This window comes from Brucella sp. IR068 (genome assembly GCF_049065885.1).
Taxonomy (GTDB): Bacteria; Pseudomonadota; Alphaproteobacteria; order Rhizobiales; family Rhizobiaceae; genus Brucella; species Brucella intermedia.
This window is the reverse complement of the sequence record NZ_JBAKHE010000009.1, coordinates 54,821-78,445: the sequence shown is the minus strand read 5'-3', so window position 1 is coordinate 78,445 and position 23,625 is coordinate 54,821. Positions and strand designations below refer to the sequence as shown.

Genomic DNA, 23,625 nt, shown 5'->3' with positions numbered 1-23,625 from the left:
GTTCGATGATGCTTGTCGATAGCCATTGTCATCTCGACTTTGCCGATTTCGAGCCGGAGCGCGATGCCGTTGTGCAGCGCGCGCTCGACGCCGGGATCAAGCGCATGGTGACGATTTCCACGCGGGTCAGGAAATTCGATACGATCCGTGCCATAGCGGAAGCCTATGAGTCCGTCTATTGTTCCGTCGGTACCCATCCCAACAATGCGCATGAAGAACTGGACATTACGGCTGACGATCTCGTGCGCCTTGCGGAACATCCGAAGGTTGTCGCCATAGGCGAAGCAGGTCTCGATTATCACTACGACTACGCTCCGCCGGCAGCGCAGCGTCAAGGTTTTCTCGTTCACATCGAAGCCGCACGTCGGACCCAGTTGCCACTTGTTATACATGCACGCAGTGCGGACGACGATATGGCTGAAATTCTTGAGCAGGAGACGGAAAAGGGTGTTTTTCCGTTCATTCTCCATTGCTTTTCTTCCGGACGAGCGCTGGCTGAAAAAGGCATTGAACTGGGCGGCTATATTTCCTTTTCCGGCATTTTGACATTCAAGAACTCACCAGAAATCCGCGAAATAGCATCCATCGTTCCGCGTAACCGCCTGCTGGTGGAAACAGATGCTCCGTTCCTTGCCCCGTTGCCACATCGCGGCAAGCGCAATGAGCCGTCTTTCGTTCAACATACGGCCGCCATGTTGGCCGAAACGATTGGCGTGAGCAATGACGAGGTTGCGCGTATTACGAGTGATAACGTGTTCAGGCTGTTTTCCAAGATGCCTCGGCCTTCAGAGGAAAATTGAGCGTGAATTTCCCCCGAAACTGCCTGCGCTTTACGCTTCTGGGTTGCGGCTCTTCTCCCGGCGTCCCGCGCATCAATGGCGATTGGGGCAGTTGCGATCCCGAGAACCCAAAGAACAGGCGTCGTCGTGCATCGCTTCTGGTTGAGCGGTTTGACATGGACGGCAAGAGCACAACGGTTGTGATCGATACGGGCCCGGATTTCCGCGCCCAGATGATCGATGCGGGCGCACATAGCCTCGATGCGGCTGTCTACACCCACCCGCACGCGGATCATATTCATGGAATCGACGATCTTCGCACCTACGTCGTTGAAAATCGTCGTCTGATGGATGTCTACGCCAATCGGCTGACGCGTAATCGGCTCTTCGAGGCCTTCGGTTATTGTTTTGAGACACCTGCCGGGTCGAGTTATCCGCCTATCCTCAGCATGCACGATATTGCCCCCGAAACCCCGTTTTCAATATCGGGGGCCGGCGGTGCAATTCGTTTTGAGCCATTCAGCCAGGTGCACGGCGATATCGAGTCGCTCGGATTTCGCATTGGTTCTGTGGTCTATTGCACCGATGTGAGCGCGTTTCCCGAGCAAAGCCTCAACTATTTGGGCGGAGCCGATGTCCTTATAATCGATGCATTGCAATACCGCCCGCACCCAAGCCATTTCTCCCTCGGCGAAGCGCTCGAATGGATTGAGAAGCTGGCGCCCAAGCGCGCCGTTCTCACGCATATGCATGTTCCGCTCGATTATGAAACCGTCTTGCGTGAGACACCGGACAATGTGGAGCCCGGATATGATGGACTCCGCTTCGAGGTGCCGCTTTAAATTCAGGCGTGTTGGTAAAAAGCAAAAGCCCGCGATGAGATCACCGCGGGCTTTTCGCTTGCAACATGTCTGATTTTAGCCAACTGCGCCTTTGGTCGGGAAAGGCATGACGTTGCTACCTTCGATGACTTTGGTAGCCTTGTCTTCAAGCTTGAGACCACCAGCGCGCAGAAGGTCGGTAAAGCGACCGCCGCGTGCGGCAAGCTCATCGAAGCTGCCGCTTTCAACCAGATGTCCCTTGTCCATGAACAGGACCAGATCGGCCGAACGAACCGTCGAAAGACGGTGCGCGATGATAAAGGTTGTACGGTCATGGCTCAGATCGTCCACCGCCTGTTTCACCTTCTCTTCGGTTTCGACGTCAAGCGCACTGGTGGCTTCGTCAAGAACGAGGATGGGCGAATCCTTCAGGATAGCACGCGCAATCGCGAGACGCTGGCGTTCGCCGCCTGAAAGCTGCGAGCCACGTTCGCCGACAACGGTATCGTAGCCATCGCTCTTGGCCAGAATGAAGTCGTGGGCGGCAGCAGCGCGAGCGGCAGCGTGCACTTCTTCAGATGTGGCGTCTTCACGACCAACACGAATATTCTCTTCAACAGAGCGATTGAACAGTCCGGCGTCCTGAAAGACGGTCGCAATAGCATGACGCAGGGAGCGACGGCTGACGGTACGCGTATCGGTTCCATCGATGGTGATGCGACCGGCTGCCGGATCGAAGACCCGTTGCAGCAGATTGATGAGTGTGGTCTTGCCCGCGCCGGTGGGGCCGACAATAGCCACCGTCTGCCCTGGCTTGATCTCGAAAGACACGTCATAGACGCCCTGACCGGAGTTCGGAAACTCGAAGGTAACGTTGTCGAAAACGATGTCGCCCTTGACGTTGGCGAGGTCCGAAACGTCCTGCGGTTCCTGACGGTCAGCGGTTGCATCTTCCATCTGGAAAAATTCTTCAAGCTTGGCGCGTGCGGTTACGGTCTGATTGATGAAAGCGCTGATCTGATCGAGACGGCCGATCATCAGTTGGGCAAAACCGATAAAGGCGATCACGTCGCCGACGCGCATCTGGCCCTTGGTGACGAAGTAGGCGCCCAGAACGAGGACAACCACCATCGAGAAGGTCGAGGCCATCCGGTTCAGGCCGCTGGCAAGTGCCCACCAGTTGAGAACGGGGAACTGGGCCTTCTCAAGATTTTTGGCATAATTGCGCAGGGATTGCGTTTCCGACGCGATACGGTTGTAGCTCTGCACGACCGAGACGTTGCTGATCGTATCGCTGACATGCTCGAAAAGCTTGTGGTGGTGCTTTTCGACAGCTGTCTGACCGTCCTTGGTCTTGCGCATGACCAACTGCCCGATCATCACATAGATGACGCCGAGCACAATAAGCACCAGCGACATGCGCATATCCATGTTCATGGCAACCGGGATAAGCGTCGCCAGAGCAACGATTGTCGTCAGATGCTGGCGCATGAATTCGAGCCAGAGGGTGAAAAGCGAGTCCGTTGCGCGGATCAGCGTATGGAGCGCGTTGGACGTGCCGCGCTTCTGGTGCCACGAAAGCGGCATCGTGATGAGACGCTCATAGGAATCGATCATCACGCCCAGACGGCGGCGGTGTGCGAGACGGTCTGCGCCGCGGGCCACAAAGACGGCGGCAACAATGTTGAAGCCGCCGAGTGCAGCCCACATCGCCAGGGGCGAGAAAATGTCACCCTTGTCGGAGATAGCCTGAATGACCCGACCGAACAGAATTGGTTCGGCAAGTGTGACCAGGGCAACCAGGACGCTGGCCACGCACATGGTTATCGTTGCAGCCTTCTCGACCGCAAGATATTCCATGGCTCGCCAGTAGATTTTGAGCAATGACACTTTCGCACTCCCGCTCGTGTATTCACGGGCTAAATGGTATAGCCCGCTTGTTCTATCAATATCAGATGGCGACAAGAAGTGGCGATTGGGTGTCAAGACCGACCATAAATTAAAAACGTATGTAACCGAGCGTGAAGTTTATGCGTGGAAATCAAACTCTTTGAAGAAAGAGAACCGGTTTCCTTCAAAGCAGCCAAATTTCGGTTTTCGGGAATTCCGCCTAGCAATCCGCGAAACTCGCGTCTATTGAGATGACTAAATGACCGGCGGGCTAGTACACGCCGTATTAGGAAGAGTTGATCGGGTTTCTCCATGGCAGTCGTTGAACAGAAGATTGTGGATACAGGCGAGGCGGGCATGCGGCTCGACCGCTGGTTCAAGGTCCATTATCCAGGCCTGGGTTTCGGTCACCTGCAAAAACTTCTGCGGTCGGGCCAGATCCGTATCGACGGCTCCCGGGCCAAGGCCGATACACGTGTTCAAGCCGGGCAGACTGTTCGCATTCCGCCGCTCGGCGTCGATGAAAAAGCCACCGGACCGGTTACGGCGCGAACAATCCGCAGCCAGCAGGACGGTGATGTGCTTTCGCAGATGCTTCTGTACGAAGACCCGAAAGTGTATGTTTTCAACAAACCGGCAGGCCTCGCTGTGCAGGGCGGGTCCGGCGTAACGCGACATATCGACGGTATGCTGGAGGCATGGCGCAACAAAAAGGGCGAAAAGCCGCGTCTTGTGCACCGCATCGACCGTGACACGTCGGGCGTGCTCGTCGTGGCGCGCACCCGCGGCGCGGCACAGGCGTTAACCGCCGCTTTTCGCGAGCGCGATACCAAGAAGACCTACTGGGCCTTGGTAAAAGGTGTTCCACGCAAGCGCGAGGACAAGATTTCCACGTGGCTGGTCAAGGATCAGACGCCCGACGGTGACAAGATGCGTGTCTGCCAGCATGGCGAACCGGACTCTGATCATGCGGTCTCTTATTATCGCATCATCGAGAAGGCAGGGAACAACCTGACCTGGCTCGAGATGGAACCCTATACCGGCAGAACCCATCAGCTGCGCGTTCATGCGGCTTATATCGGTCATCCAATTATCGGTGATCCAAAATATTTTGAAGCTGACCAGAATTGGGAGTTTCCGGGCGGGATTCAGAAACGGCTGCATCTTCATGCACGCCGCATTCGCATTCCGAACCCGTCGGGCGGCATCATCGATGTGACGGCTCCTTTGCCGCCACACATGGTGCAGTCGTGGAATCTGCTCGGCTTTGACGAGGAAAGCGCGGTAGATTAAAAATGTCAGGCGAAGCGGGGGGATCGTCCCAAGGACGAGTTTCGTTCGATGGGCTGGCCATCATGCTGGTCGTGTTCATCATGTTCAGTTGGGGGCTTAATCAGGTTGCCATCAAGATCGGCAATCAAGGTTTCAACCCTATGCTCATGGCGGCGGGACGTTCTGCGCTCGGCGGCATGTGTGTCTTTCTCTGGTGTTGTTGGCGTCGTATCCCGCTTTTCAAGCGTGATGGCACGCTTGCGGCGGGAATAGCCGCCGGATTGCTATTCGGCACCGAGTTCGTCCTGATTTTTCTGGCGATGGAGCTGACAAGCGTGGGACGTGTAACGCTCATGATGAATGTCATGCCGTTCTGGGTCGCTATCGGCAGTCATTTCCTTTTAGGCGAACGCATGTCTGTTCGTGCGTTCATCGGCATGTGTATCGCCTTTCTGGGCGTGTTTCTGGTCTTTTCCGATCATGTCAGCCGTCCGGGACCGCATGCGATATATGGCGATATGCTAGCGCTGGTGTCCGGTGTGTTGTGGGGTTTAACCACGCTGGTCATCAAGCGGACCCGGCTTGCCTACACAGCGCCGGAGAAGACACTTCTTTACCAGTTGGTGATTGCAACGCTGGTGCCGTTGCCGTTCATTTCGTTGAGTGGCCCGCTGCTTCGCAGTCCCGATGTGTTGTCAATATTAGCCTTCCTGTTTCAGGCGGTATTCGTGGTGGCGTTTACCTATCCGCTCTGGTTCTGGATGGTACGCCGATACCCCGTGTCAAAACTTTCAAACTTTGCCTTTCTCACGCCGGCTTTCGGCGTGTTATTGAGCGGCCTCATCCTGAACGAGCCACTGAGCTGGAAAATATTTGCGGCTCTCGCGTTGATCGGTTGCGGACTGATGATTATCAGCAAGCCGGCAAAGGTATCCAACGCCCGATGAAACTTGTACTCTTCGATTGCGACGGAACGCTCGTCGACAGCGGCGACTTCATTCACAGATGCATGGCAACCAGTTTTGCCGATGCTGGTCTGGAACCTCCTGCAATCGAGGAAACGCATTCGATCATCGGCCTGTCGTTGCATCTTGCCATTGCGAAGCTGTTGAATCGGGAACCGGACGAGCAGGTCCACTGGCTGACACAACGTTACAAGCAAAACTTCGTGATGTTGCGACAGGCGCCGGACTTCGCAGAGCCGCTTTATGATGGAATTCTGCCGCTCCTGAGCGAGCTTGGGGCGAGGGACGATCTTCTGCTCGGTATCGTAACCGGCAAGTCGCAGCGCGGTGTCCGCTCTGTTTTTGAACGTCACGGTATAGGGCACCATTTCGTGGTCACACGTACCGCCGATGACTGCCCGTCGAAGCCGCATCCGGCTATGGTGCTTGAATCCTGTGCTGAAATGGGAATAGAACCCAATCGAACGATTGTTATCGGCGATGCTGTTTATGATATGCAGATGGCCCGCTCGGCGGGCGCTATGGCCGCAGGCGTCTCCTGGGGTTATCATCACCGGCAGGGACTGATCGAAGCTGGCGCCCATCATATTCTGGAAGTGCCATCTGAACTCCATGCATTGCTGCAGACTATGGACGAACAGGTCCTCTAGTTGTTGGGGCGTTCTGCCAAGTCAGCGATACAGAACTGGATAAATATATGCGTGATATTCTGAGTGATCTTGAAGCGGGAAAGCAGCTTTCCGACGAGAACCCCATCGTGCGTGCGCAGAAGCAGATGCTGGCGCAACTGCCCAAACGTTTCTACGAGAAAGCAGAAGTAGCCGAAGTTGAAGGCGGTTTTGCAGTCCATCTGGACGGTCGTCCGGTCAAGACGCCAGCGCGCAGCCTGCTGAGGTTGCCGACGAAGGCCGCTGCCGAGATCGTGGCGGACGAATTTGCTGCTCAGGAAAAGGTCATCGATCCCGGCAAAATGCCCGCAACGCGTTTGGTCAATACGGCAATCGACGGAATTGCGCAGGACCCGCAGGCGGTTTTCGAGGATATTCTACGTTTTGCGGGTACGGATATGCTTTGCTATCGCGCCGACAGTCCGCAGGAACTCGTTTCTCGGCAGACGCAGCAATGGGACCCGCTGATCGATTGGATGCAAGGGCTTGGCGCACGGTTTTCGCTCGCCGAAGGTGTAATGCATATTGAGCAGCCGCGTGAAGCCATAGCAGCCTTTGGTGTGCATCTGTCTGCCTTCAAGGATCCAATTGCACTGGCGGCTCTGCATACGATGACGACACTGACGGGGTCAGCGATTATTGCACTGGCTATAGCAAAAGGCGAAGTGACCGCGGAACAAGGCTGGCAGCTGGCCCATATCGATGAGGATTGGACCATCGAACATTGGGGAGCCGATGCGGAAGCAGTGGAGCGCCGCAGGAGCCGTGAAATCGAAATGATGATGGCTGCCCGCGTGCTCGCAGCCTTTTAAATAACATGTCTATTGCATTGGTCTAACAAAGAAACCCCGGCGTTGCCGGGGTTTCTTTTTTTGGGGGCCTCGGTAGAAGGCAAAAAACGCGCGGACTACCTGAACCGGTGTCCGCGCACTTTTTTAAACCGAGTAATACATGTCGTACTCGACCGGGTGCGGCGTCGTTTCATAACGCATCACTTCGGCCATCTTGAGTTCGATGAAGCTGTCGATCTGATCGTCGTCGAACACACCGCCGGCCTTGAGGAATTCACGATCCTTGTCGAGCGACTGCAGGGCTTCGCGCAGGGAACCGCAGACGGTTGGAATTTTCTTCAGTTCCTTGGCGGGCAGATCATAAAGATCCTTGTCCATGGCCTGTCCCGGATGAATCTTGTTCTTGATGCCGTCAAGACCAGCCATCAGCAGGGCAGCAAAGCACAGATAAGGGTTGGCCGCCGGGTCAGGGAAGCGAACTTCCAGACGCTTGGACTTCGGCGAGTTGCCAAACGGAATACGGCAGGAAGCCGAACGGTTGCGAGCCGAATAGGCGAGCAGAACCGGAGCTTCATAACCTGGAACCAGACGCTTGTAGGAGTTGGTTGACGGATTGGTGAATGCATTCACGGCCTTTGCGTGCTTGATGACGCCGCCGATGAAATAGAGGCAGTTTTCCGACAGGCCAGCATATTCGTTGCCAGCGAAGGTCGGCTTGCCTTCTTTCCAGATCGAGAAGTGGACATGCATGCCCGAGCCGTTGTCACCGAAGATTGGTTTCGGCATGAAGGTCGCCGTCTTGCCATAAGCATTGGCAACCTGATGCACGACATACTTGTAGATCTGCATCTTGTCTGCATTGCGCACGAGCGTGTCGAATTTGACGCCGAGTTCGTGCTGGGCGGAAGCCACTTCATGGTGATGCTTTTCGACAGTCACACCCATTTCGGTGAGAACGGTCAGCATTTCCGAGCGCATGTCCTGCGCGCTGTCGATTGGCGGAACCGGGAAATAGCCGCCCTTAACACGCGGACGGTGGCCGAGGTTGCCTGTTTCATAATCGGTGTCGTCATTCGACGGAAGTTCGGTCGAATCGAGCTTGAAACCGGTATTGTACGGGTCGGCCTTGTATTTCACGTCGTCGAAGACAAAGAATTCAGCTTCCGGGCCGACATAGACCGTATCGCCGATACCGAGCGACTTCATGTAGGCTTCGGCCTTCTTCGCGGTCGTGCGGGGATCGCGGCCATAGGCCTCGCCCGAAACGGGGTCGAGAATGTCGCAAAGGATGACGAGTGTAGACTGAGCGAAGAACGGATCGATATGAGCGGTCGTCGGATCCGGCATCAAAACCATGTCGGATTCGTTGATTGCCTTCCAGCCAGCGATGGAAGAGCCGTCGAACATCACGCCGTCGACAAACATGTCTTCGTCGACGAGGCCGATATCCATCGTAACGTGCTGCAGCTTACCCTTCGGATCGGTGAAGCGAAGGTCGACAAACTTGATGTCGTTGTCTTTGATTTGTTTCAGAATATCGTTGGCAGTCGTCATATTAATTCCCTGTTTGCACGACGATGGATTGTACGCAGGTATTGTCAGATGGCATCCACGCCGGATTCACCGGTACGGATACGGATAACTTCTTCGATGTTGGAGACGAAAATCTTGCCATCGCCGATGCGTCCCGTCTGGGCAGCCTTGCGGATGGCTTCAATAGCGCTGTCCACGGTTTCGTCTGCGACGATGACTTCAACTTTCACCTTGGGAAGAAAGTCGACGACATATTCGGCGCCGCGGTAAAGCTCGGTATGACCCTTCTGTCGTCCAAAGCCCTTGGCTTCGATGACAGTGATCCCCTGCAAGCCGACTTCCTGAAGGGCTTCCTTCACTTCATCCAGCTTGAAGGGCTTTATGATGGCTTCGATCTTTTTCATCAGAGAATGGTCTCCGCTCTTCTTCGGAAATGAGCATTGTGCCCGCTTCACCCATAGAGAAGCATGAACTGTGCCAGTTTGAATGGGGTGTGAAAATTTTCTCCCACTTCCTTCATCTGGAGGCAGATTGGCACTAATCATGATGCTAGTGCAAGCGCCACTCTGGCGGCGCGCAAGAAAAGCGGTTCTATCAACTGGGCCTTCTGGCTAAAAAATAGCCATTTCGCCTTAAAAGAAGGCAAGCTTGCATAAAGCCCGCTGCCGCGTATTTAATCACTCCAATCACCCATGTTCAAAAGGTACGCGATGTACGAGTTGCTGACCCCGCAGGAAATGGCAGAAGCGGATCGCCAGACGATAAAGGCTGGTATCAAGGATGGCTTTTCGCTGATGTTGGTGGCAGGACGCGCCGTCGCGGAGGTTGCGCAGGGGATGTTCGCCCGCAATTCGCCGGTCGCGGTTCTGTGCGGACCCGGCAATAACGGTGGTGACGGCTATGTCGCGGCCCAACTTCTGCTGGAAGCCGGTCTGGAGGTCATGTGTTTTGCATCGGCTCCTCCGCAAAAAGGTTCGGATGCCATGCGCGCATCGCTTTTTTACAAGGGGCCTGTCTCGAATCTGGGTGAGTTTTCAGCCGTCAGTTTTGGGGGCGTGATCGATGCTTTATTCGGTGCCGGGCTCGCCCGCGATATTCATGGGTCCGAAGCCGTTGCGATTGATGCGCTGAACAGTTCGGACGTACCGGTGGTGGCTGTTGATTTGCCGAGTGGCATATCGGGTGAGACCGGAGAGGTTCTGGGAACAGCGATCCGGGCGCGCGCCACAGTTACTTTTTTTCGAAAGAAGCCCGGCCATCTGCTGCAGCCGGGAAGGGCGCATTGCGGGGTGCTTCACGTCGCGGATATCGGCATTCCCGATCATATACTTGCAGCCATCGAGCCCCATACTTTTGAAAATGCGCCCGAGCTTTGGGAAGGTGCCCTTCCTGTGCTGGGCGTTGAAACTTATAAATATAGTCGCGGCCACGCAGCCGTGTTTTCGGGTGGCCCTCATTCGACTGGCGCTGCGCGTCTCTCGGCTCTCGCCGCAGCACGCATTGGGGCAGGGGCGGTTACGCTTTTATCTCCGCCCGATGCGATGGCGATTAATGCTGCCAATCTGACCAGCATCATGGTTCGCGAAACCCGCAGCTTGAAGGATGTTCGGCAGTTTTTCGCCGAGCGCAAGGTTGGAGCGGCGGTCCTCGGTCCGGGCTACGGGAATCCAGCATTTGCGCGTGAGCACGCACTATTTCTCGCCGCTGGCGGACTAGAGGGGTGCCACGGACTGGTCCTCGATGCTGACGGAATTACGGCCTTTGAGCAGGACCCAAATGAGCTTTTCGATCGCCGGCAGGATGCCCGGTCTGCACTTGTGCTGACACCACATGAAGGTGAATTTCGACGGCTTTTTCCCGATATTGCAAAGGCTGCGGTCTCGAAGATTGAAAAGGCGCGTGAGGCGGCAAGGCGCGCCAACGCTATCATTGTATATAAAGGGCCTGATAGCGTGATTGCGGAACCGGGCGGGGTGGCCGTGGTCAACGCCAATGGAACTCCTTTGCTCGCAACGGCAGGATCAGGCGATGTTTTGACCGGAATTGTATGCGGCCTGCTTGCGCAGGGCATGCCCGCATTCGCGGCAGCCTGTGCTGCTGTGTGGATACATGCCGACGCAGCCCGCCGTTTCGGTCATGGGCTTATCGCCGAAGATTTGCCCGCTCAACTGCCAGCCGTCCTGTCGGCGCTGGCCCGAGCTTCCCGAAATTAGCGACGGGACGAGCGACTGTTTCCGGTGCCGACATCGACGCTAATGCTGCCCGAAATCGACACGTCGGTGTTACCAACACGAAAATTTCTCCAGTTGCCGCTTTGTGCCTGATCCGGTTCGGGAGCGGGTGGTGGAGCGGACACTATTGGTTTTTGCGGGTGCACGCCGGGCAAACCCGGCGATCCATCATTCGCAGACGCCGTTGATAATGCGGCTAAGAAAATCGCGCCCGATACTAGAATCCGCAGCGTAGACATTTTCTGCTTCCCGTTACACTGGATCAGTTACGGCAGCGATGAGTTCGCCAGCCATTTCGAGAGTGAACTCGTCAAAATGCGAGATGACGCGGCTAGGACCATAATGCTGCACGGGCAGATCAGTATATCCGAAATCGACGGCAACAACGGGGATGCCAGCCGCTTTCGCAGTGTCGATGTCGGTGCGGCTGTCGCCAACCATTATGGCCCGTTCGCGATTGCCGCCTGCACGTGCGATGGTGTCAGTAAGGTGACGCGGGTCAGGCTTGCGATAAGCGAATGTATCTGCCCCGCAGATCGCTGCAAATCGCGTGGCTTCGCCCATCGAAGTCAGGAGTTTTACCGACAGGGCCTCGAATTTGTTCGTGCAGACCGCCAGTTCGTAACCGCTCGCGGAGAAGCGGTCCATTGCCTCCAGTACGCCTGGAAAGAAAGTGGAATGCCCCGGCATATTATTCGCATAATGCTCCCGGAACTCTTCTACGAGGTTATCGAGTTGCGCTTCGTCTGCCTGTTTCTGCTGCGCGGCGAATGCGCGTTCGATCATGACGCGTCCGCCTTGTCCCACGAATCTGCGCAACGATTCACGGTCGGCTGTTTTCAGTCCGGATATCGCCAGGCAGTGATTGAGGCTATCGAGAAGGTCTGGTGCTGTATCGACGATGGTTCCGTCGAGATCGAAAACGATGATGGGCTTGGGATTAGCAGCAGACATTAGCTTCTCGTATGTGAAAATAGGGAATAGAGAACTCCTATCTGATTGTCGTCCTCGGCTCAACCTCGCGATCAGATTTGCTTAAAATCCGAAATTCTGCGTCATAGTTCGAATAGAAGCTTTGTTGCGCCGCGCCCGCATGCTAGAGGCGAACCGGATGACAATGAGAATCCGCTGGGATTTCGGGGAACTTGGTATGGATGAAGCTCGCAAGTTAAAAATTGCAGCCGCCGCAGAAGCACTCACACACGTCAAGGACGGAATGCGTCTGGGAATTGGTACCGGTTCAACTGCCGAGGAGTTTGTGCGACTGCTTGCTGAAAAGGTAAGTGGTGGCTTCAAGATCATTGGCGTGCCCACTTCCGAACGTACCGCCAAGCTTTGTGAGGAACTCGGAGTTCCGCTTACAACGCTTGACGAAACGCCCCATCTCGATCTCACGGTTGACGGTGCGGACGAAGTCGATACCAATCTCTCGCTCATCAAGGGTGGCGGTGGGGCGCTTCTTCGTGAAAAGATCGTTGCTGCCGCCTCTGATGCAATGATCGTCATTGCCGACAGCTCCAAGGTGGTCGAGACGCTCGGACGTTTTCCTCTGCCAGTGGAAGTCAACCGCTTCGGTCTTGGCGCGACCTTCCGCGCTATCGAGGAAGCAGCTGCAAAGTGTGGCCTTGCAGGCCCGCTGGCACTGCGTTTAAAAGATGGCTCACCCTTCGTAACAGATGGTGGGCATTATATCGTGGATGCATCTTTTGGCCGCATTCCCGATCCAAAGACACTATCTGACGCTCTCTTCGCAATTCCAGGCGTTGTCGAGCACGGACTTTTCATCGGACTCGCGCGTGCGGCAGTGATTGCCGGCAACGACGGCATCCGCACCATGAACCGGTCTTGAACTGATTGAACGGAGTACTGACTTATGATCCCGGCAACTGGCTTTCGCCGTCTGATTGCACCGTTTTCCGCGCTCGTACTGATGTCGGGCATTCACGCAGCATCGGCACAGGAAATCTCTGAAGCCCATCTGGAAGCTGCCCGCGCTGCTATTTCTGCAATTAATGCCACCGAGCAGTTCGACGAAATTCTTCCGAATGCGGCGCGCTCCCTGAAGGGCGAGCTGATTCAGAAGGACCCGAATCTGGAAGCCCTCATCACCAAGACAGTCGATGACAAGGCTTTGGCTCTTGCTTCCCGCCGCGCAGATCTCGAAACCGAATCCGCTCGCGCTTACGCAAAGGCTTTTTCGGAAGACGAACTGAAGGCTATCGCAGCATTCTATACGTCGTCTGCAGGCAAGAAGCTTTTGTCGGAAGGCCCGATTGTAACACGTGAAGTCGTCAAGGCCGCCAATATCTGGCAGAACGGCATCGCCCGGGATCTGGCAACCAGCGTGGCAGAAGTTCTGGCCGCACAGGCCGGCGCCGCTGCCGCTCCGGCGCAGCCTGCACAGCAGTAATTTTAGCGATAACAGGGAATTTGAAAGCCCGGTCACTTGGCCGGGCTTTTTCTTTTGCCTACATATCGGCCAACCTAATGTTTTTTGGAGAATCCCATGTCCGGCTTCGATTATGATCTTTTTGTTATCGGCGGCGGGTCCGGCGGGGTCCGGGCTGCCCGCCTTGCCGGAGCGATGGGTAAGAAAGTCGCCCTTGCTGAAGAGTATCGCATGGGCGGAACTTGCGTTATCCGTGGGTGTGTCCCGAAGAAGCTTTTTGTCTATGCCTCGCAGTTCCCCGAACATTTCGAAGATGCTGCTGGCTATGGCTGGAATGTGGGCGCATCGGCATTCGACTGGAAAAAGCTGATCGATGCCAAGGACAAGGAGATTGCACGGCTAGAGGGGCTCTACACCAAGGGGCTCCAGAATTCTGAAGTCGAGATTTTCGCCAGCCGTGCTGAATTGATCGATGAGCATACCGTCGAACTGAAGGCGGAGGGTCGCCGCATAACGACCGACCAGATATTGATTGCGACGGGCGGCCACCCCACGATGCCGGAAACCATGCCGGGCCATGAATATTGCATCAGTTCCAATGAAGCGTTCCATCTCGCCGAGCTGCCGAAAGCGATCGCCATCGCAGGTGGCGGTTATATCGCTGTTGAGTTCGCGAACATATTCCATGGTCTTGGCGTCGAGACCACGCTCGTCTATCGCGGCAAGGAGATTCTCTCCCGTTTCGATCCCGACTTGCGCCATCTCTTGCACGAAACCATGGAAGCAAAGGGCATCCGTATCATTTGCGAAGCGGTTTTCGAGAAAATCGAGAAGCAGTCCGACGGCAACCTGAAGATTTCGCTGAATAACGGCGACAGGTTGGAAGTCGGTCAGGCAATGATGGCTATCGGGCGCAAAGCCAACACGACTGGTCTCGGCCTGGAGAGGGCTGGTGTAAAGACGGATGAGCTGGGTGCCATTCTTGTGGACGATTATTCACGCACCAATATCGCGAATATATGGGCAGTGGGCGACGTCACGAACCGTGTCCAGCTGACGCCCGTGGCAATCCATGAAGCAATGTGCTTTCTCGAGACAGCCTTCAAGGACAATCCGACGAAGCCGGATCATGAACTGATCGCGACGGCCGTCTTCTCGCAGCCGGAAATCGGTACTGTCGGCCTGCCCGAAGATGAGGCTGCGAAGAAGTATCCGGAGCTTGAAGTCTACAGAGCACTGTTCCGTCCGATGAAGAACACGCTTTCCGGTCGAAACGAGAAAATGCTGATGAAGCTCATCGTGGATGCAGTAAGCCGCCGTGTGATCGGAGCCCATATCATGGGGCCGGATGCTGGTGAGATGGCCCAGCTTCTGGGCATTTCGCTCAAGGCTGGCGCGACCAAGGATGACTTCGATCGCACGATGGCGGTTCATCCGACTGCGGCCGAAGAACTGGTCACCATGTACAAGCCGACCTATCGGGTTGTACATGGTGAGAAAGTCGCCGGATAAATCTTTCGCAGCCGGTTTCTTCGGTTAACGAATATTGCTGGCATAAAGTTTCAGCCTGCATTATATCAGCGCGATCACGCACGCCGGTTTTCCGGGATATGCTGTCATCTTTGTCAGATGGGGCTGTCCGTTAAGGAATTCCGGCTTTCGTGCAAGGAGGATATAATCCGAGAGAAATCGAGCGGATAGAAGCAAACAGGTGCTCAAATGACGAAGAACTGGACCCCGCATTCCTGGAGAAGCAAGCCGATCAAGCAAGTGCCGTTTTATCCGGACGCACAGGCTCTGAACGACGTTGAGGCCCGTCTTCGCACCTATCCGCCGCTGGTTTTTGCAGGTGAAGCGCGCAAGCTCAAGCAGCAGTTGGCCGAGGTTGCGGAAGGCAAGGCATTTCTGCTTCAGGGCGGTGATTGCGCCGAAAGTTTTGCGGAACACGGCGCAGACAATATCCGCGACTTTTTCCGTGTATTCCTTCAGATGGCCGTCGTGCTTACATTTGGCGCATCGAAGCCTGTTGTGAAGGTTGGCCGTATCGCCGGTCAGTTCGCCAAGCCGCGTTCGTCCGACATGGAAACGCTGAATGGCGTAGAACTGCCATCTTACCGTGGTGACATCATCAACGGTATCGAATTTGATTCAGCTTCGCGCACACCCGATCCTCAGCGGCAGGACATGGCATACCGTCAGTCGGCGGCGACGCTCAATCTGCTGCGCGCTTTCGCTCAGGGCGGCTACGCAAATCTGGAGAACGTTCACCAGTGGATGCTCGGCTTTGTCGGCAAAAGCCCACAGGCAGAACGCTATGCAGCTTTGGCCCAGCGTATTTCCGAAACCATGAACTTCATGCGTGCAATCGGGATTACGGCTGACAGCAATCATTCGTTGCGCGAAACCGATTTCTACACCAGCCATGAAGCGCTGCTTCTTGGGTATGAGGAAGCGCTGACCCGTGTCGACTCGACCTCTGGCGATTGGTATGGCACGTCCGGTCACATGATCTGGATCGGCGACCGCACCCGCCAGGCCGATCACGCGCATATTGAATACTGTCGCGGCATCAAGAATCCGCTCGGTCTCAAATGCGGCCCGTCTTTGCAGCCGGATGATCTTATCCGCCTGATCGATCTTCTGAATCCCGAAAATGAAGCAGGTCGCCTGACGCTGATTGCGCGCTTTGGCTACGATAAGGTCGGCGATCACCTGCCGCAGCTTATTCGTGCTGTCGAGAAGGAAGGCCGTAAGGTCGTATGGTCATGCGACCCCATGCACGGCAACACGATCACCGCTGGCGGCTACAAGACCCGTCCGTTCGACCGTATCCTCAAGGAAGTGGAATCTTTCTTCGCGATCCATCGTGCCGAAGGCACGCATCCGGGCGGCATCCATGTCGAAATGACCGGTAAGAACGTAACGGAATGCACAGGCGGCGCACGTGCGATCTCGGCCGAGGATCTGCATGATCGCTACCATACGCATTGCGACCCACGTTTGAACGCCGATCAGGCGCTGGAACTGGCGTTTCTGCTGGCTGAACTCCTCAAGAAGGAGCGCGATGCTGGAACTGCCCAACTGGCGGAAATCGCCTGATCCTGCAAAGATAGTGCGTTTTGATTTTGAGCATCAAAACGCACATCCATTATTATCTTCTAAATACTATTAAAATTACTTGCTCATGCATTCATTGTATTTTTGATCTATACATTGTGCATGAATGGGACTTTTCTCGAAAGGTTTGCACTGTATGGTGGCGTATTTCATGCAGGATTGTGATTTGCTGTCGCCGAATTGCTGCCCTTCATTGGAGTAGCTTTTTTCGACGGAAAGAATCGTCAATGTGGAAACGAATGTAAGAAATAATGCTCTTTTAAACATAAATCTTTCCTTGAAGTTGACATTCAATACATACGAAACTTTGTAGTTTTGATATAATCCAAAAATATTCCGGCAATTATTTTGATGATCGGTCGCTATTAGTTGATTATATTATCCCTGTTTAGATGTAATGACTTATGTAATCAGAACAACATCGAAGATGCACGCCTGTGGGCAGCTAACGTAGCGATTTCGATCTCCGCCCTGTTGCTTTTCAGGAAAACTCGCCTATTGATTGCCGTGACCGATCATATTGGGGGTATTCATGCAGCGCATTTTTCTGGCTTTTCTGAACTCCATGCGGGCACTGAAATATCTCGCGGGACATGAAAAGGCCGTCCAACAGGAATTGGTGCTGTTTCTCCTATCGTTGCCGGTGGCGTATTTTCTTGCGCCGACCTGGCTCACTTTCCTCTTCATGGTCGGCTCGATCCTGTTTCTTCTCCTCGTGGAAGTATTGAACACCGGTATCGAGGCAACTTGCGATGCCGTTTCCCGGGATTTTCACAAGGAGATCCAGATTGCAAAGGACTGCGGGTCGCTCGCTGTCCTGATTTCCATTGTGTTCGTCGTTGCCGTCTGGGGCTACATTCTCGCCAATACCTATCTGGCCTGACAAACAAAGCGTTGATTGATTGCATCCGTTGCATTTGCTTGCCCAAGCGCGCTAAAGCTTGGACATGTTAGCCTCTCACGAGAATCTCGCCATGCTCCGTATTGCCGTTGCGCAACTCAATCCCGTCATGGGTGATATCGCCGGAAATCTGGCAAAGGCACGTGCCGCGCGCGCTGAAGCCGCCAGAATGCAAGCCGATCTCATTCTTTTTACGGAATTGTTCATCTCAGGATATCCGCCGGAAGATCTGGTTCTGAAACCATCTTTTCTTGCTGCGTGCGAAAAGGCTGTTCGTGATCTGGCGAACGACACCGCTGACGGAGGGCCGGGCGTCATTATTGGTACGCCGCTCAGTCGTGAAAGTGGTCTGCATAACTCCATTGCCGTTCTGGATGGCGGCGAGGTTATTGCGGAACGGTTCAAGGTGGATCTGCCGAATTATGGCGAGTTTGACGAGAAGCGGGTATTTCAGTCCGGGCCGATGCCGGGCCCGGTCAACTTCCGTGGCGTTCGCATCGGAATACCGATCTGTGAAGACATTTGGGGTGAACTCGGTGTAGCTGAAACGCTGGCGGAGAGCGGGGCGGAGATCTTGCTTGTGCCGAATGGTTCGCCCTATCACCGCGCCAAGATGGATCGGCGTCATCAGGTGGTTCTCAAGCAGGTGATCGAAACCGAATTGCCGATGGTCTATGCCAATCAGGTCGGCGGGCAGGATGAGTTGGTCTTCGATGGTGGATCGTTCGCCTTCAACGCTGACCGGTCGCTCTGTTTGCAAATGCCGCAGTTTGCGGTGCAAATCGTACTCACCGTATGGCATAGGAACAATGATGGCTGGCGCTGCGAAGAGGGCGAGAAAGCTAATCTTCCAGAAGGACTCGAAGCTGATTATTCCGCCTGCATGCTCGGTTTGCGGGATTATGTGAACAAGAATGGTTTCAAGGATGTGGTGCTTGGGCTTTCGGGCGGTATCGACTCGGCGATCTGTGCGGCACTGGGTGTAGACGCCCTGGGCAAGGATCGCGTGCGCTGCATCATGCTGCCTTACCGCTATACATCCGACGAATCGCTGAAAGACGCAGCTGACTGTGCAAAAGCGCTCGGTGTTCGTTACGATGTTGTGCCGATCGCTGCACCGGTCGAAGGCTTTCTTGAAGCGTTGCATCCGCTGTTCTCGGGAACCGAAAGCGGTGTCACAGAAGAAAACCTGCAGAGCCGCGCACGCGGGACCATTTTAATGGCGGTTTCGAACAAGTTCGGTTCGATGGTTGTTACCACGGGCAACAAGTCCGAAATGTCGGTGGGCTATGCTACGCTTTATGGCGACATGAACGGCGGGTTCAACCCGATCAAGGACGTCTACAAGATGCAGGTCTATGCAATGTCGGAATGGCGTAACAACCATGTGCCGACTGGTGCGCTTGGACCATCAGGAGAAGTGATCCCGCAAAATATCATTTCCAAGGCGCCATCGGCCGAACTGCGCGAAAACCAGACCGATCAGGATAGTCTGCCGCCTTACCCGGTTCTGGACGACATCCTTGAATGCCTTGTCGAAAACGAAATGAGCAACACCGAGATCGCTGCACGAGGGCATCCGCTCGAAACAGTCCAACGGATTGAACATCTGCTCTATCTGGCTGAATACAAGCGCCGTCAGTCGGCACCTGGTGTAAAAATTACCAAGAAGAATTTCGGACGCGATCGCCGCTACCCTATAACGAACCGCTTCCGCGACCGCTGAAAGACAATAGAATGACTGTGACCGTTCGTTTTGCTCCGTCGCCAACGGGCTATATTCATATTGGCAATACGCGTACAGCGCTGTCAAACTGGCTTTTTGCGCAGAAGAATGGCGGCAAGTTCATTCTGCGCTATGACGACACTGATGTTGAACGCTCCAGGGACGAGTATGCGCAGGCAATTGCAGTCGATCTTGATTGGCTGGGCGTCAAACCGGATCGCGTGGAATATCAGTCGAAACGTTTCGATGTTTATGGCAGGGCGGTCGAAAAGCTGAAACAGGCCGGGTTGCTTTATGCCTGCTACGAAACGGCGGATGAGCTGGAGCGTCGTCGTAAGCTTCGCCTCGCGCGTCGCTTGCCACCCGTTTATGGCCGCGAGGGCTTGAAGCTCACGGACGAAGAGAAAGCAGCCTTCCAAGCCGAGGGGCGCAAGCCGCATTGGCGTTTCCTGCTGCCAAATTTCGATGCCGATCCTTTTAACACCAAGCGTACTGAGGTGCATTGGGACGATCTGGTCCGCGGCCCGCAGACGGTGGATCTTGCCTCGATGTCCGATCCGGTACTGGTGCGCGAGGATGGCACCTACCTCTATACGCTGCCGTCTGTAGTCGATGACATAGATCTCGGCATCACCCACATTATTCGTGGTGATGACCACGTGACCAATACGGGTGTGCAGATCGCGATTTTCGAAGCTCTTGGTGCCAAAGCGCCCGTTTTTGGTCATCACAATCTGCTGACAACGATTTCAGGCGAGGGGCTTTCAAAGAGAACCGGGGCTCTATCGGTAGGATCGTTGCGCGAAGCTGGATTCGAGCCTATGGCCGTAGCTTCGCTTGCTGTTCTGATAGGCACATCGGAAAGTGTCTCGGCTTCCGCAAATATGGAAAGCCTGGCTGAGCGATTCGATCTGGCTTCGATATCGAAGTCGTCGGCGAAATTTGACCCCGCCGAACTCGATACACTCAATCGCGCCCTGCTGCACGAGATGCCGTTTTCAGAAGCCAAGTTGCGCTTGGCGGCATTGGGTATTTCCGGCGACAAGGCCGAACCCTTCTGGCTCGCGGTACGGGGGAATCTCGACCGCTTCAAGGATGCGGCTCATTGGTGGTCTATCGTTGATGGCGAGTTGCCAGAAACGCCGGATTTCTCGGAAGACGATTGCGCTTTCCTCAGAGAGGCTTTCACTCTCCTGCCGCCAGCGCCCTGGGATCATCAAACCTGGAAAATCTGGGCTGATTCCGTGAAGGGAGCAACGGGTCGCAAGGGCAAGAATCTTTTCATGCCGCTACGCCTGGCACTCACGGGGCAGGCGCATGGTCCGGAGTTGGCTGACTTGCTAGTGCTGATTGGTCCGGAAAGAACTCTGAGCCGACGACCCTGACTTTTGTGTTTGCGGTATAGGCGCGCTCAGCAGGCGGGGTGGATGTGACTGGCGCAACATAGGTCGGTGCGTTTGACGTTTGCGTTATCGGGGAGGGCTTGTAGTTCACTTCCTCGGCTTTGACGGGAGCGGGCGTTTCATAGACCGGTAATGTAACCGTGGCGACGGATTTGGTGATCGGCCTGGCGGGGGTCTTGATCTTCCGCTGCGGAATGTGGGCAGCTTTAGGCTGAACTTTCTTGGGGACGACGACCCAGGAGGCTTTGCATGATTTGACATGCTTGGACGGTGACGGGCGTCCGGCAAGTGCCATATTCAACTCGTGAACGCGCTCGTGCAAAGTTCTTGTTTCCGCTGTCAGCCGATCCATCTTTGTCAGCAATTTGGTGCACTGGGCTGATTTTGCCGCTGGAGCAAATAAACTTCCCAGGCAACGATCCTGAGTTGCTGTCTTTCGCAAAACCGAGAGATTGGTTTCGTTTCGATCCAGAAGTGACTGGGTAACGAGAAGTTGCTTTCTAAGCTGCTTTTGTTCTTTGGGTGAGCACAATTCTGCGGGAGGTACCGTCGTACAGCCGGCCAACGCTCCCGAAATTATCAAAAGTACTGAGTAAAACAAATTTCTATTAGAACACTGTGAAATAATAGACATGATTTCCTCGTGTTAGCGATGAAAACATGTTTGAAGAATATAGTAAATTAAATATTAATGGCGAGTATACCTAAATATACTCGCCACCAACTATACCTATATTAAGTAATTCTAACTTAGTTTTAGATGATCAACCTCTTTTACGAAGGGTTTCTCCGGATTTCTGCAAAGCCTCAACCACTGCCAGCGCGGTCATGTTGACAACGCCACGTGAGGTGACGGAAGGGGTCAGAATATGAGCTGGTCGAGCTGCTCCGAGCAGAATTGGCCCCACATGCAGCGCGTCTGTAACCATCTTGACCACATTCAGCGTAATGTTTGCAGCGTCGAGGTTCGGGAAGACGAGAAGGTTGGCTTCACCTTTCAGACGCGAGTTCGGGAAAACGCGGTCGCGAAGGGCCTGCGAGAGTGCCGAATCGCCATGCATTTCACCGTCGGACTCAAGTTCCGGCGCCTTTTCGGCGAGAATTGCGGCTGCTTCACGCATTTTTTCCGCGCTTGCTGATTCTTTCGATCCGAAATTCGAATGCGACACCAGCGCCGCTTTCGGCTCGATACCGAAGCGGCTGATTTCTTTGGCGGCAAGAATTGCCATTTCGGCGACTTCGTTCGCGCTCGGTTCGACGTTGACATAAGTGTCTGTGAGGAACAGCGCGCCGCGCTGGGAGATGAGCAGGCTCAAAGCGGAATAGTCGCGGATGCCGGGAACCTTGCCGATAATCTGGCGCACGACACGAAGGTGGCGTTCGAAGCGGCCTTCAAGACCGCAGATCATGGCGTCTGCTTCGTCACGCATGACGGCCAGGGCGGCAATCGCGGTTGAATTCGTACGTACGATGGTGCGCGCGGCTTCCGGCGTGACGCCCTGTCTGCCAGTATAGGACAGATAGAGATCGACGTAGTCGCGATAGCGCGGGTCGTCTTCGGGATTGATGAGTTCGAAATCCGTTCCCGGACGGATTTTCAGGCCGTAGCGGCGCAGGCGCGTTTCGATAACCTGTGGACGACCGACGAGGATCGGAGCGGCGACGCGCTCTTCGATCACAACCTGGGCTGCACGCAACACGCGTTCATCTTCGCCATCGGCATAAATTACGCGCTTCGGCTTTTCCTGTGCACGCGCTGCGGCAAAGACTGGCTTCATGATGAGGCCAGACCGGAAAACGAAGCGATTGAGGCGATCGAGATAAGCTTCCATGTCTTCGATCGGGCGGGTCGCCACGCCTGTTTCCATGGCGGCCTTGGCCACTGCCGGGGCGATGCGGAGAATCAGGCGCTGATCGAATGGCGAGGGGATGATATAGTCGGGTCCGAAAGTGGGCGTATCGCCGGAATAAGCGCGTGCGGCGACATCGGAAGGCTCTTCGCGGGCGAGCGCAGCAATCGCGCGAACCGCCGCGAGCTTCATTTCCTCGTTGATTGCAGTGGCACCGACATCGAGCGCGCCACGGAAGATATAAGGGAAGCAGAGGACGTTGTTGACCTGGTTCGGATAATCCGAACGTCCGGTGCAGATCATGGCGTCGGCGCGGGCAGCACGGGCCTCTTCCGGCATAATTTCCGGCTTCGGGTTGGCGAGTGCCATGATAAGAGGCTTTTCGGCCATCTGCTTGAGAAGTTCGGGCTTTAGCACGCCAGCGGCCGAAAGGCCGAGGAAAACATCGGCTCCGCCGATAACGTCTGCCAGAACGCGCGCGTCGGTCTTTTGCGCGTAAACTTCCTTCCAGCGATCCATCAGCGTGTTACGGCCTTCGTAGACGACACCTTCGAGATCGCAGACCCAGATGTTTTCGCGCTTTGCACCGAGATTGACGAGCAGATTAAGGCAGGCAAGAGCCGCTGCACCTGCTCCGGAGGTGACAATCTTGGCATCGCTGATTTTCTTGCCAGCGAGTTCCAGGCCGTTCAGCACTGCGGAAGCGACGATAATCGCCGTGCCGTGCTGGTCGTCATGGAAGACAGGGATGTTCATTTTTGCGCGAAGCTGCTCTTCAACTTCGAAGCACTCGGGAGCCTTGATATCTTCAAGATTGATACCGCCGAAAGTTGGCTCCAAGGCAGCGACTACATCGACGATGCGATCGATTTCGTGCGCGTCGATTTCGATATCGAACACGTCGATATCGGCAAACTTTTTGAAAAGGACGGCCTTGCCTTCCATGACCGGCTTGGAAGCAAGTGCACCGATATTGCCAAGGCCAAGAACCGCCGTGCCGTTCGATACGACGGCGACGAGGTTCCCCCGGGCGGTGTATTCGGCAGCCGTTGCAGGGTCTTCGTGGATCGCGAGGCAGGGAGCGGCTACACCGGGCGAATAGGCGAGCGCCAGATCTCGCTGGTTGCCAAGGGGCTTTGTCGCCTGAATTTCCAGCTTTCCGGGCTTCGGATAACGGTGAAAGAACAAGGCTGCTTCATCGAAATCCGAACGGGAAGTGGAAGGTGTTTTCTTGGTCATGGTCGCATCGCTTTCCAAAATCTTTTGTGCAGGGCAAAAGCTTGTTTGCA

The 23,625-nt window shown here is 55.0% G+C and carries 20 protein-coding genes; 14 read left to right on the top strand and 6 right to left on the bottom strand.

The genetic code is table 11. The features are described from left to right. The first annotated feature begins 8 nt into the window (after window positions 1-8). A complete protein-coding gene (locus ACOWVS_RS15855; protein ID WP_025089510.1) occupies window positions 9-800 on the top strand; it encodes a TatD family hydrolase in 792 nt (263 codons plus the stop codon). A gap of 2 nt (window positions 801-802) precedes the next feature. Next, window positions 803-1,621: an MBL fold metallo-hydrolase gene (locus tag ACOWVS_RS15850; RefSeq protein WP_021585197.1), complete on the top strand. Its 819-nt coding sequence runs from the start codon at window positions 803-805 to the stop codon at window positions 1,619-1,621. A 75-nt stretch (window positions 1,622-1,696) separates the two neighbouring features. Here ACOWVS_RS15850 and ACOWVS_RS15845 read toward each other — a convergent pair whose 3' ends face one another. Next, on the bottom strand, window positions 1,697-3,490 hold the full coding sequence (locus ACOWVS_RS15845; RefSeq protein ID WP_025089512.1) for a glucan ABC transporter ATP-binding protein/ permease: 1,794 nt from the start codon (window positions 3,488-3,490) through the stop codon (window positions 1,697-1,699). A gap of 312 nt (window positions 3,491-3,802) precedes the next feature. Here ACOWVS_RS15845 and ACOWVS_RS15840 point away from each other — a divergent pair, with 312 nt between their 5' ends. From ACOWVS_RS15840 to ACOWVS_RS15825, 4 genes are read left to right on the top strand one after another with little or no spacing between them, the layout of a single operon-like run. After that, window positions 3,803-4,783 carry an RluA family pseudouridine synthase gene (locus tag ACOWVS_RS15840; protein ID WP_021585195.1) on the top strand — a complete coding sequence of 327 codons (981 nt, stop codon included), beginning with the start codon at window positions 3,803-3,805 and terminating at the stop codon, window positions 4,781-4,783. Between the two features lie 2 nt (window positions 4,784-4,785). Further along, the gene (locus tag ACOWVS_RS15835; RefSeq protein ID WP_021585194.1) at window positions 4,786-5,709 is read left to right on the top strand and encodes a DMT family transporter; all 924 of its coding nucleotides are present in this window, start codon (window positions 4,786-4,788) and stop codon (window positions 5,707-5,709) included. After that, complete coding sequence (locus tag ACOWVS_RS15830) at window positions 5,706-6,377, top strand: HAD-IA family hydrolase (protein WP_021585193.1); 672 nt, start codon at window positions 5,706-5,708, stop codon at window positions 6,375-6,377. Before ACOWVS_RS15835 ends, ACOWVS_RS15830 begins: the two co-directional genes overlap by 4 nt. 47 nt (window positions 6,378-6,424) lie before the next feature. Beyond that, entirely contained in the window at window positions 6,425-7,207 is a 783-nt protein-coding gene (locus ACOWVS_RS15825; protein ID WP_075041954.1) for an ATP12 family chaperone protein, read from the top strand. A 123-nt stretch (window positions 7,208-7,330) separates the two neighbouring features. Here ACOWVS_RS15825 and glnA read toward each other — a convergent pair whose 3' ends face one another. Both glnA and ACOWVS_RS15815 read right to left on the bottom strand, forming a co-directional pair. Beyond that, the gene (gene glnA, locus ACOWVS_RS15820) at window positions 7,331-8,740 is read right to left on the bottom strand and encodes a type I glutamate--ammonia ligase (protein ID WP_006466891.1); all 1,410 of its coding nucleotides are present in this window, start codon (window positions 8,738-8,740) and stop codon (window positions 7,331-7,333) included. A gap of 44 nt (window positions 8,741-8,784) precedes the next feature. Continuing rightward, window positions 8,785-9,123 (bottom strand): P-II family nitrogen regulator, encoded by a 339-nt coding sequence (locus tag ACOWVS_RS15815; protein ID WP_002964122.1) that lies wholly within the window; start codon window positions 9,121-9,123, stop codon window positions 8,785-8,787. A 306-nt stretch (window positions 9,124-9,429) separates the two neighbouring features. On the opposite strand from ACOWVS_RS15815, the gene ACOWVS_RS15810 reads away from it, so the two are divergent. Then, window positions 9,430-10,932: a bifunctional ADP-dependent NAD(P)H-hydrate dehydratase/NAD(P)H-hydrate epimerase gene (locus ACOWVS_RS15810; RefSeq protein WP_021585191.1), complete on the top strand. Its 1,503-nt coding sequence runs from the start codon at window positions 9,430-9,432 to the stop codon at window positions 10,930-10,932. Here ACOWVS_RS15810 and ACOWVS_RS15805 read toward each other — a convergent pair. Continuing rightward, entirely contained in the window at window positions 10,929-11,189 is a 261-nt protein-coding gene (locus ACOWVS_RS15805) for a hypothetical protein (RefSeq protein WP_112669750.1), read from the bottom strand. The genes ACOWVS_RS15810 and ACOWVS_RS15805 overlap by 4 nt on opposite strands. A gap of 13 nt (window positions 11,190-11,202) precedes the next feature. After that, window positions 11,203-11,904, bottom strand: a complete 702-nt coding sequence (locus ACOWVS_RS15800; protein WP_021585190.1) for an HAD family hydrolase — start codon at window positions 11,902-11,904, stop codon at window positions 11,203-11,205. Window positions 11,905-12,100: 196 nt separating this feature from the next. On the opposite strand from ACOWVS_RS15800, the gene rpiA reads away from it, so the two are divergent. From rpiA to gltX, 7 genes are all read left to right on the top strand, one after another. Further along, window positions 12,101-12,799 carry a ribose-5-phosphate isomerase RpiA gene (gene rpiA / locus ACOWVS_RS15795; protein ID WP_006470515.1) on the top strand — a complete coding sequence of 233 codons (699 nt, stop codon included), beginning with the start codon at window positions 12,101-12,103 and terminating at the stop codon, window positions 12,797-12,799. 24 nt (window positions 12,800-12,823) lie between these two features. After that, a complete protein-coding gene (locus tag ACOWVS_RS15790) occupies window positions 12,824-13,360 on the top strand; it encodes a DUF2059 domain-containing protein (RefSeq protein ID WP_006466887.1) in 537 nt (178 codons plus the stop codon). Between the two features lie 96 nt (window positions 13,361-13,456). Further along, window positions 13,457-14,851 carry a glutathione-disulfide reductase gene (gene gor / locus ACOWVS_RS15785; protein WP_021585188.1) on the top strand — a complete coding sequence of 465 codons (1,395 nt, stop codon included), beginning with the start codon at window positions 13,457-13,459 and terminating at the stop codon, window positions 14,849-14,851. Between the two features lie 207 nt (window positions 14,852-15,058). Continuing rightward, window positions 15,059-16,438, top strand: a complete 1,380-nt coding sequence (locus tag ACOWVS_RS15780; protein WP_021585187.1) for a class II 3-deoxy-7-phosphoheptulonate synthase — start codon at window positions 15,059-15,061, stop codon at window positions 16,436-16,438. Window positions 16,439-16,988: 550 nt separating this feature from the next. Beyond that, a complete protein-coding gene (locus ACOWVS_RS15775; RefSeq protein ID WP_025089515.1) occupies window positions 16,989-17,339 on the top strand; it encodes a diacylglycerol kinase in 351 nt (116 codons plus the stop codon). A gap of 64 nt (window positions 17,340-17,403) precedes the next feature. Next, window positions 17,404-19,083, top strand: coding sequence for an NAD+ synthase (locus ACOWVS_RS15770; protein ID WP_075041953.1), 1,680 nt, complete (start codon window positions 17,404-17,406; stop codon window positions 19,081-19,083). An 11-nt stretch (window positions 19,084-19,094) separates the two neighbouring features. Continuing rightward, entirely contained in the window at window positions 19,095-20,468 is a 1,374-nt protein-coding gene (gltX, locus tag ACOWVS_RS15765; protein ID WP_075041952.1) for a glutamate--tRNA ligase, read from the top strand. Window positions 20,469-21,250: 782 nt separating this feature from the next. Here the strand turns inward: gltX and ACOWVS_RS15760 are convergent. Further along, a complete protein-coding gene (locus tag ACOWVS_RS15760) occupies window positions 21,251-23,575 on the bottom strand; it encodes an NADP-dependent malic enzyme (protein WP_006470512.1) in 2,325 nt (774 codons plus the stop codon). Between the last annotated feature and the right edge of the window lie 50 nt (window positions 23,576-23,625).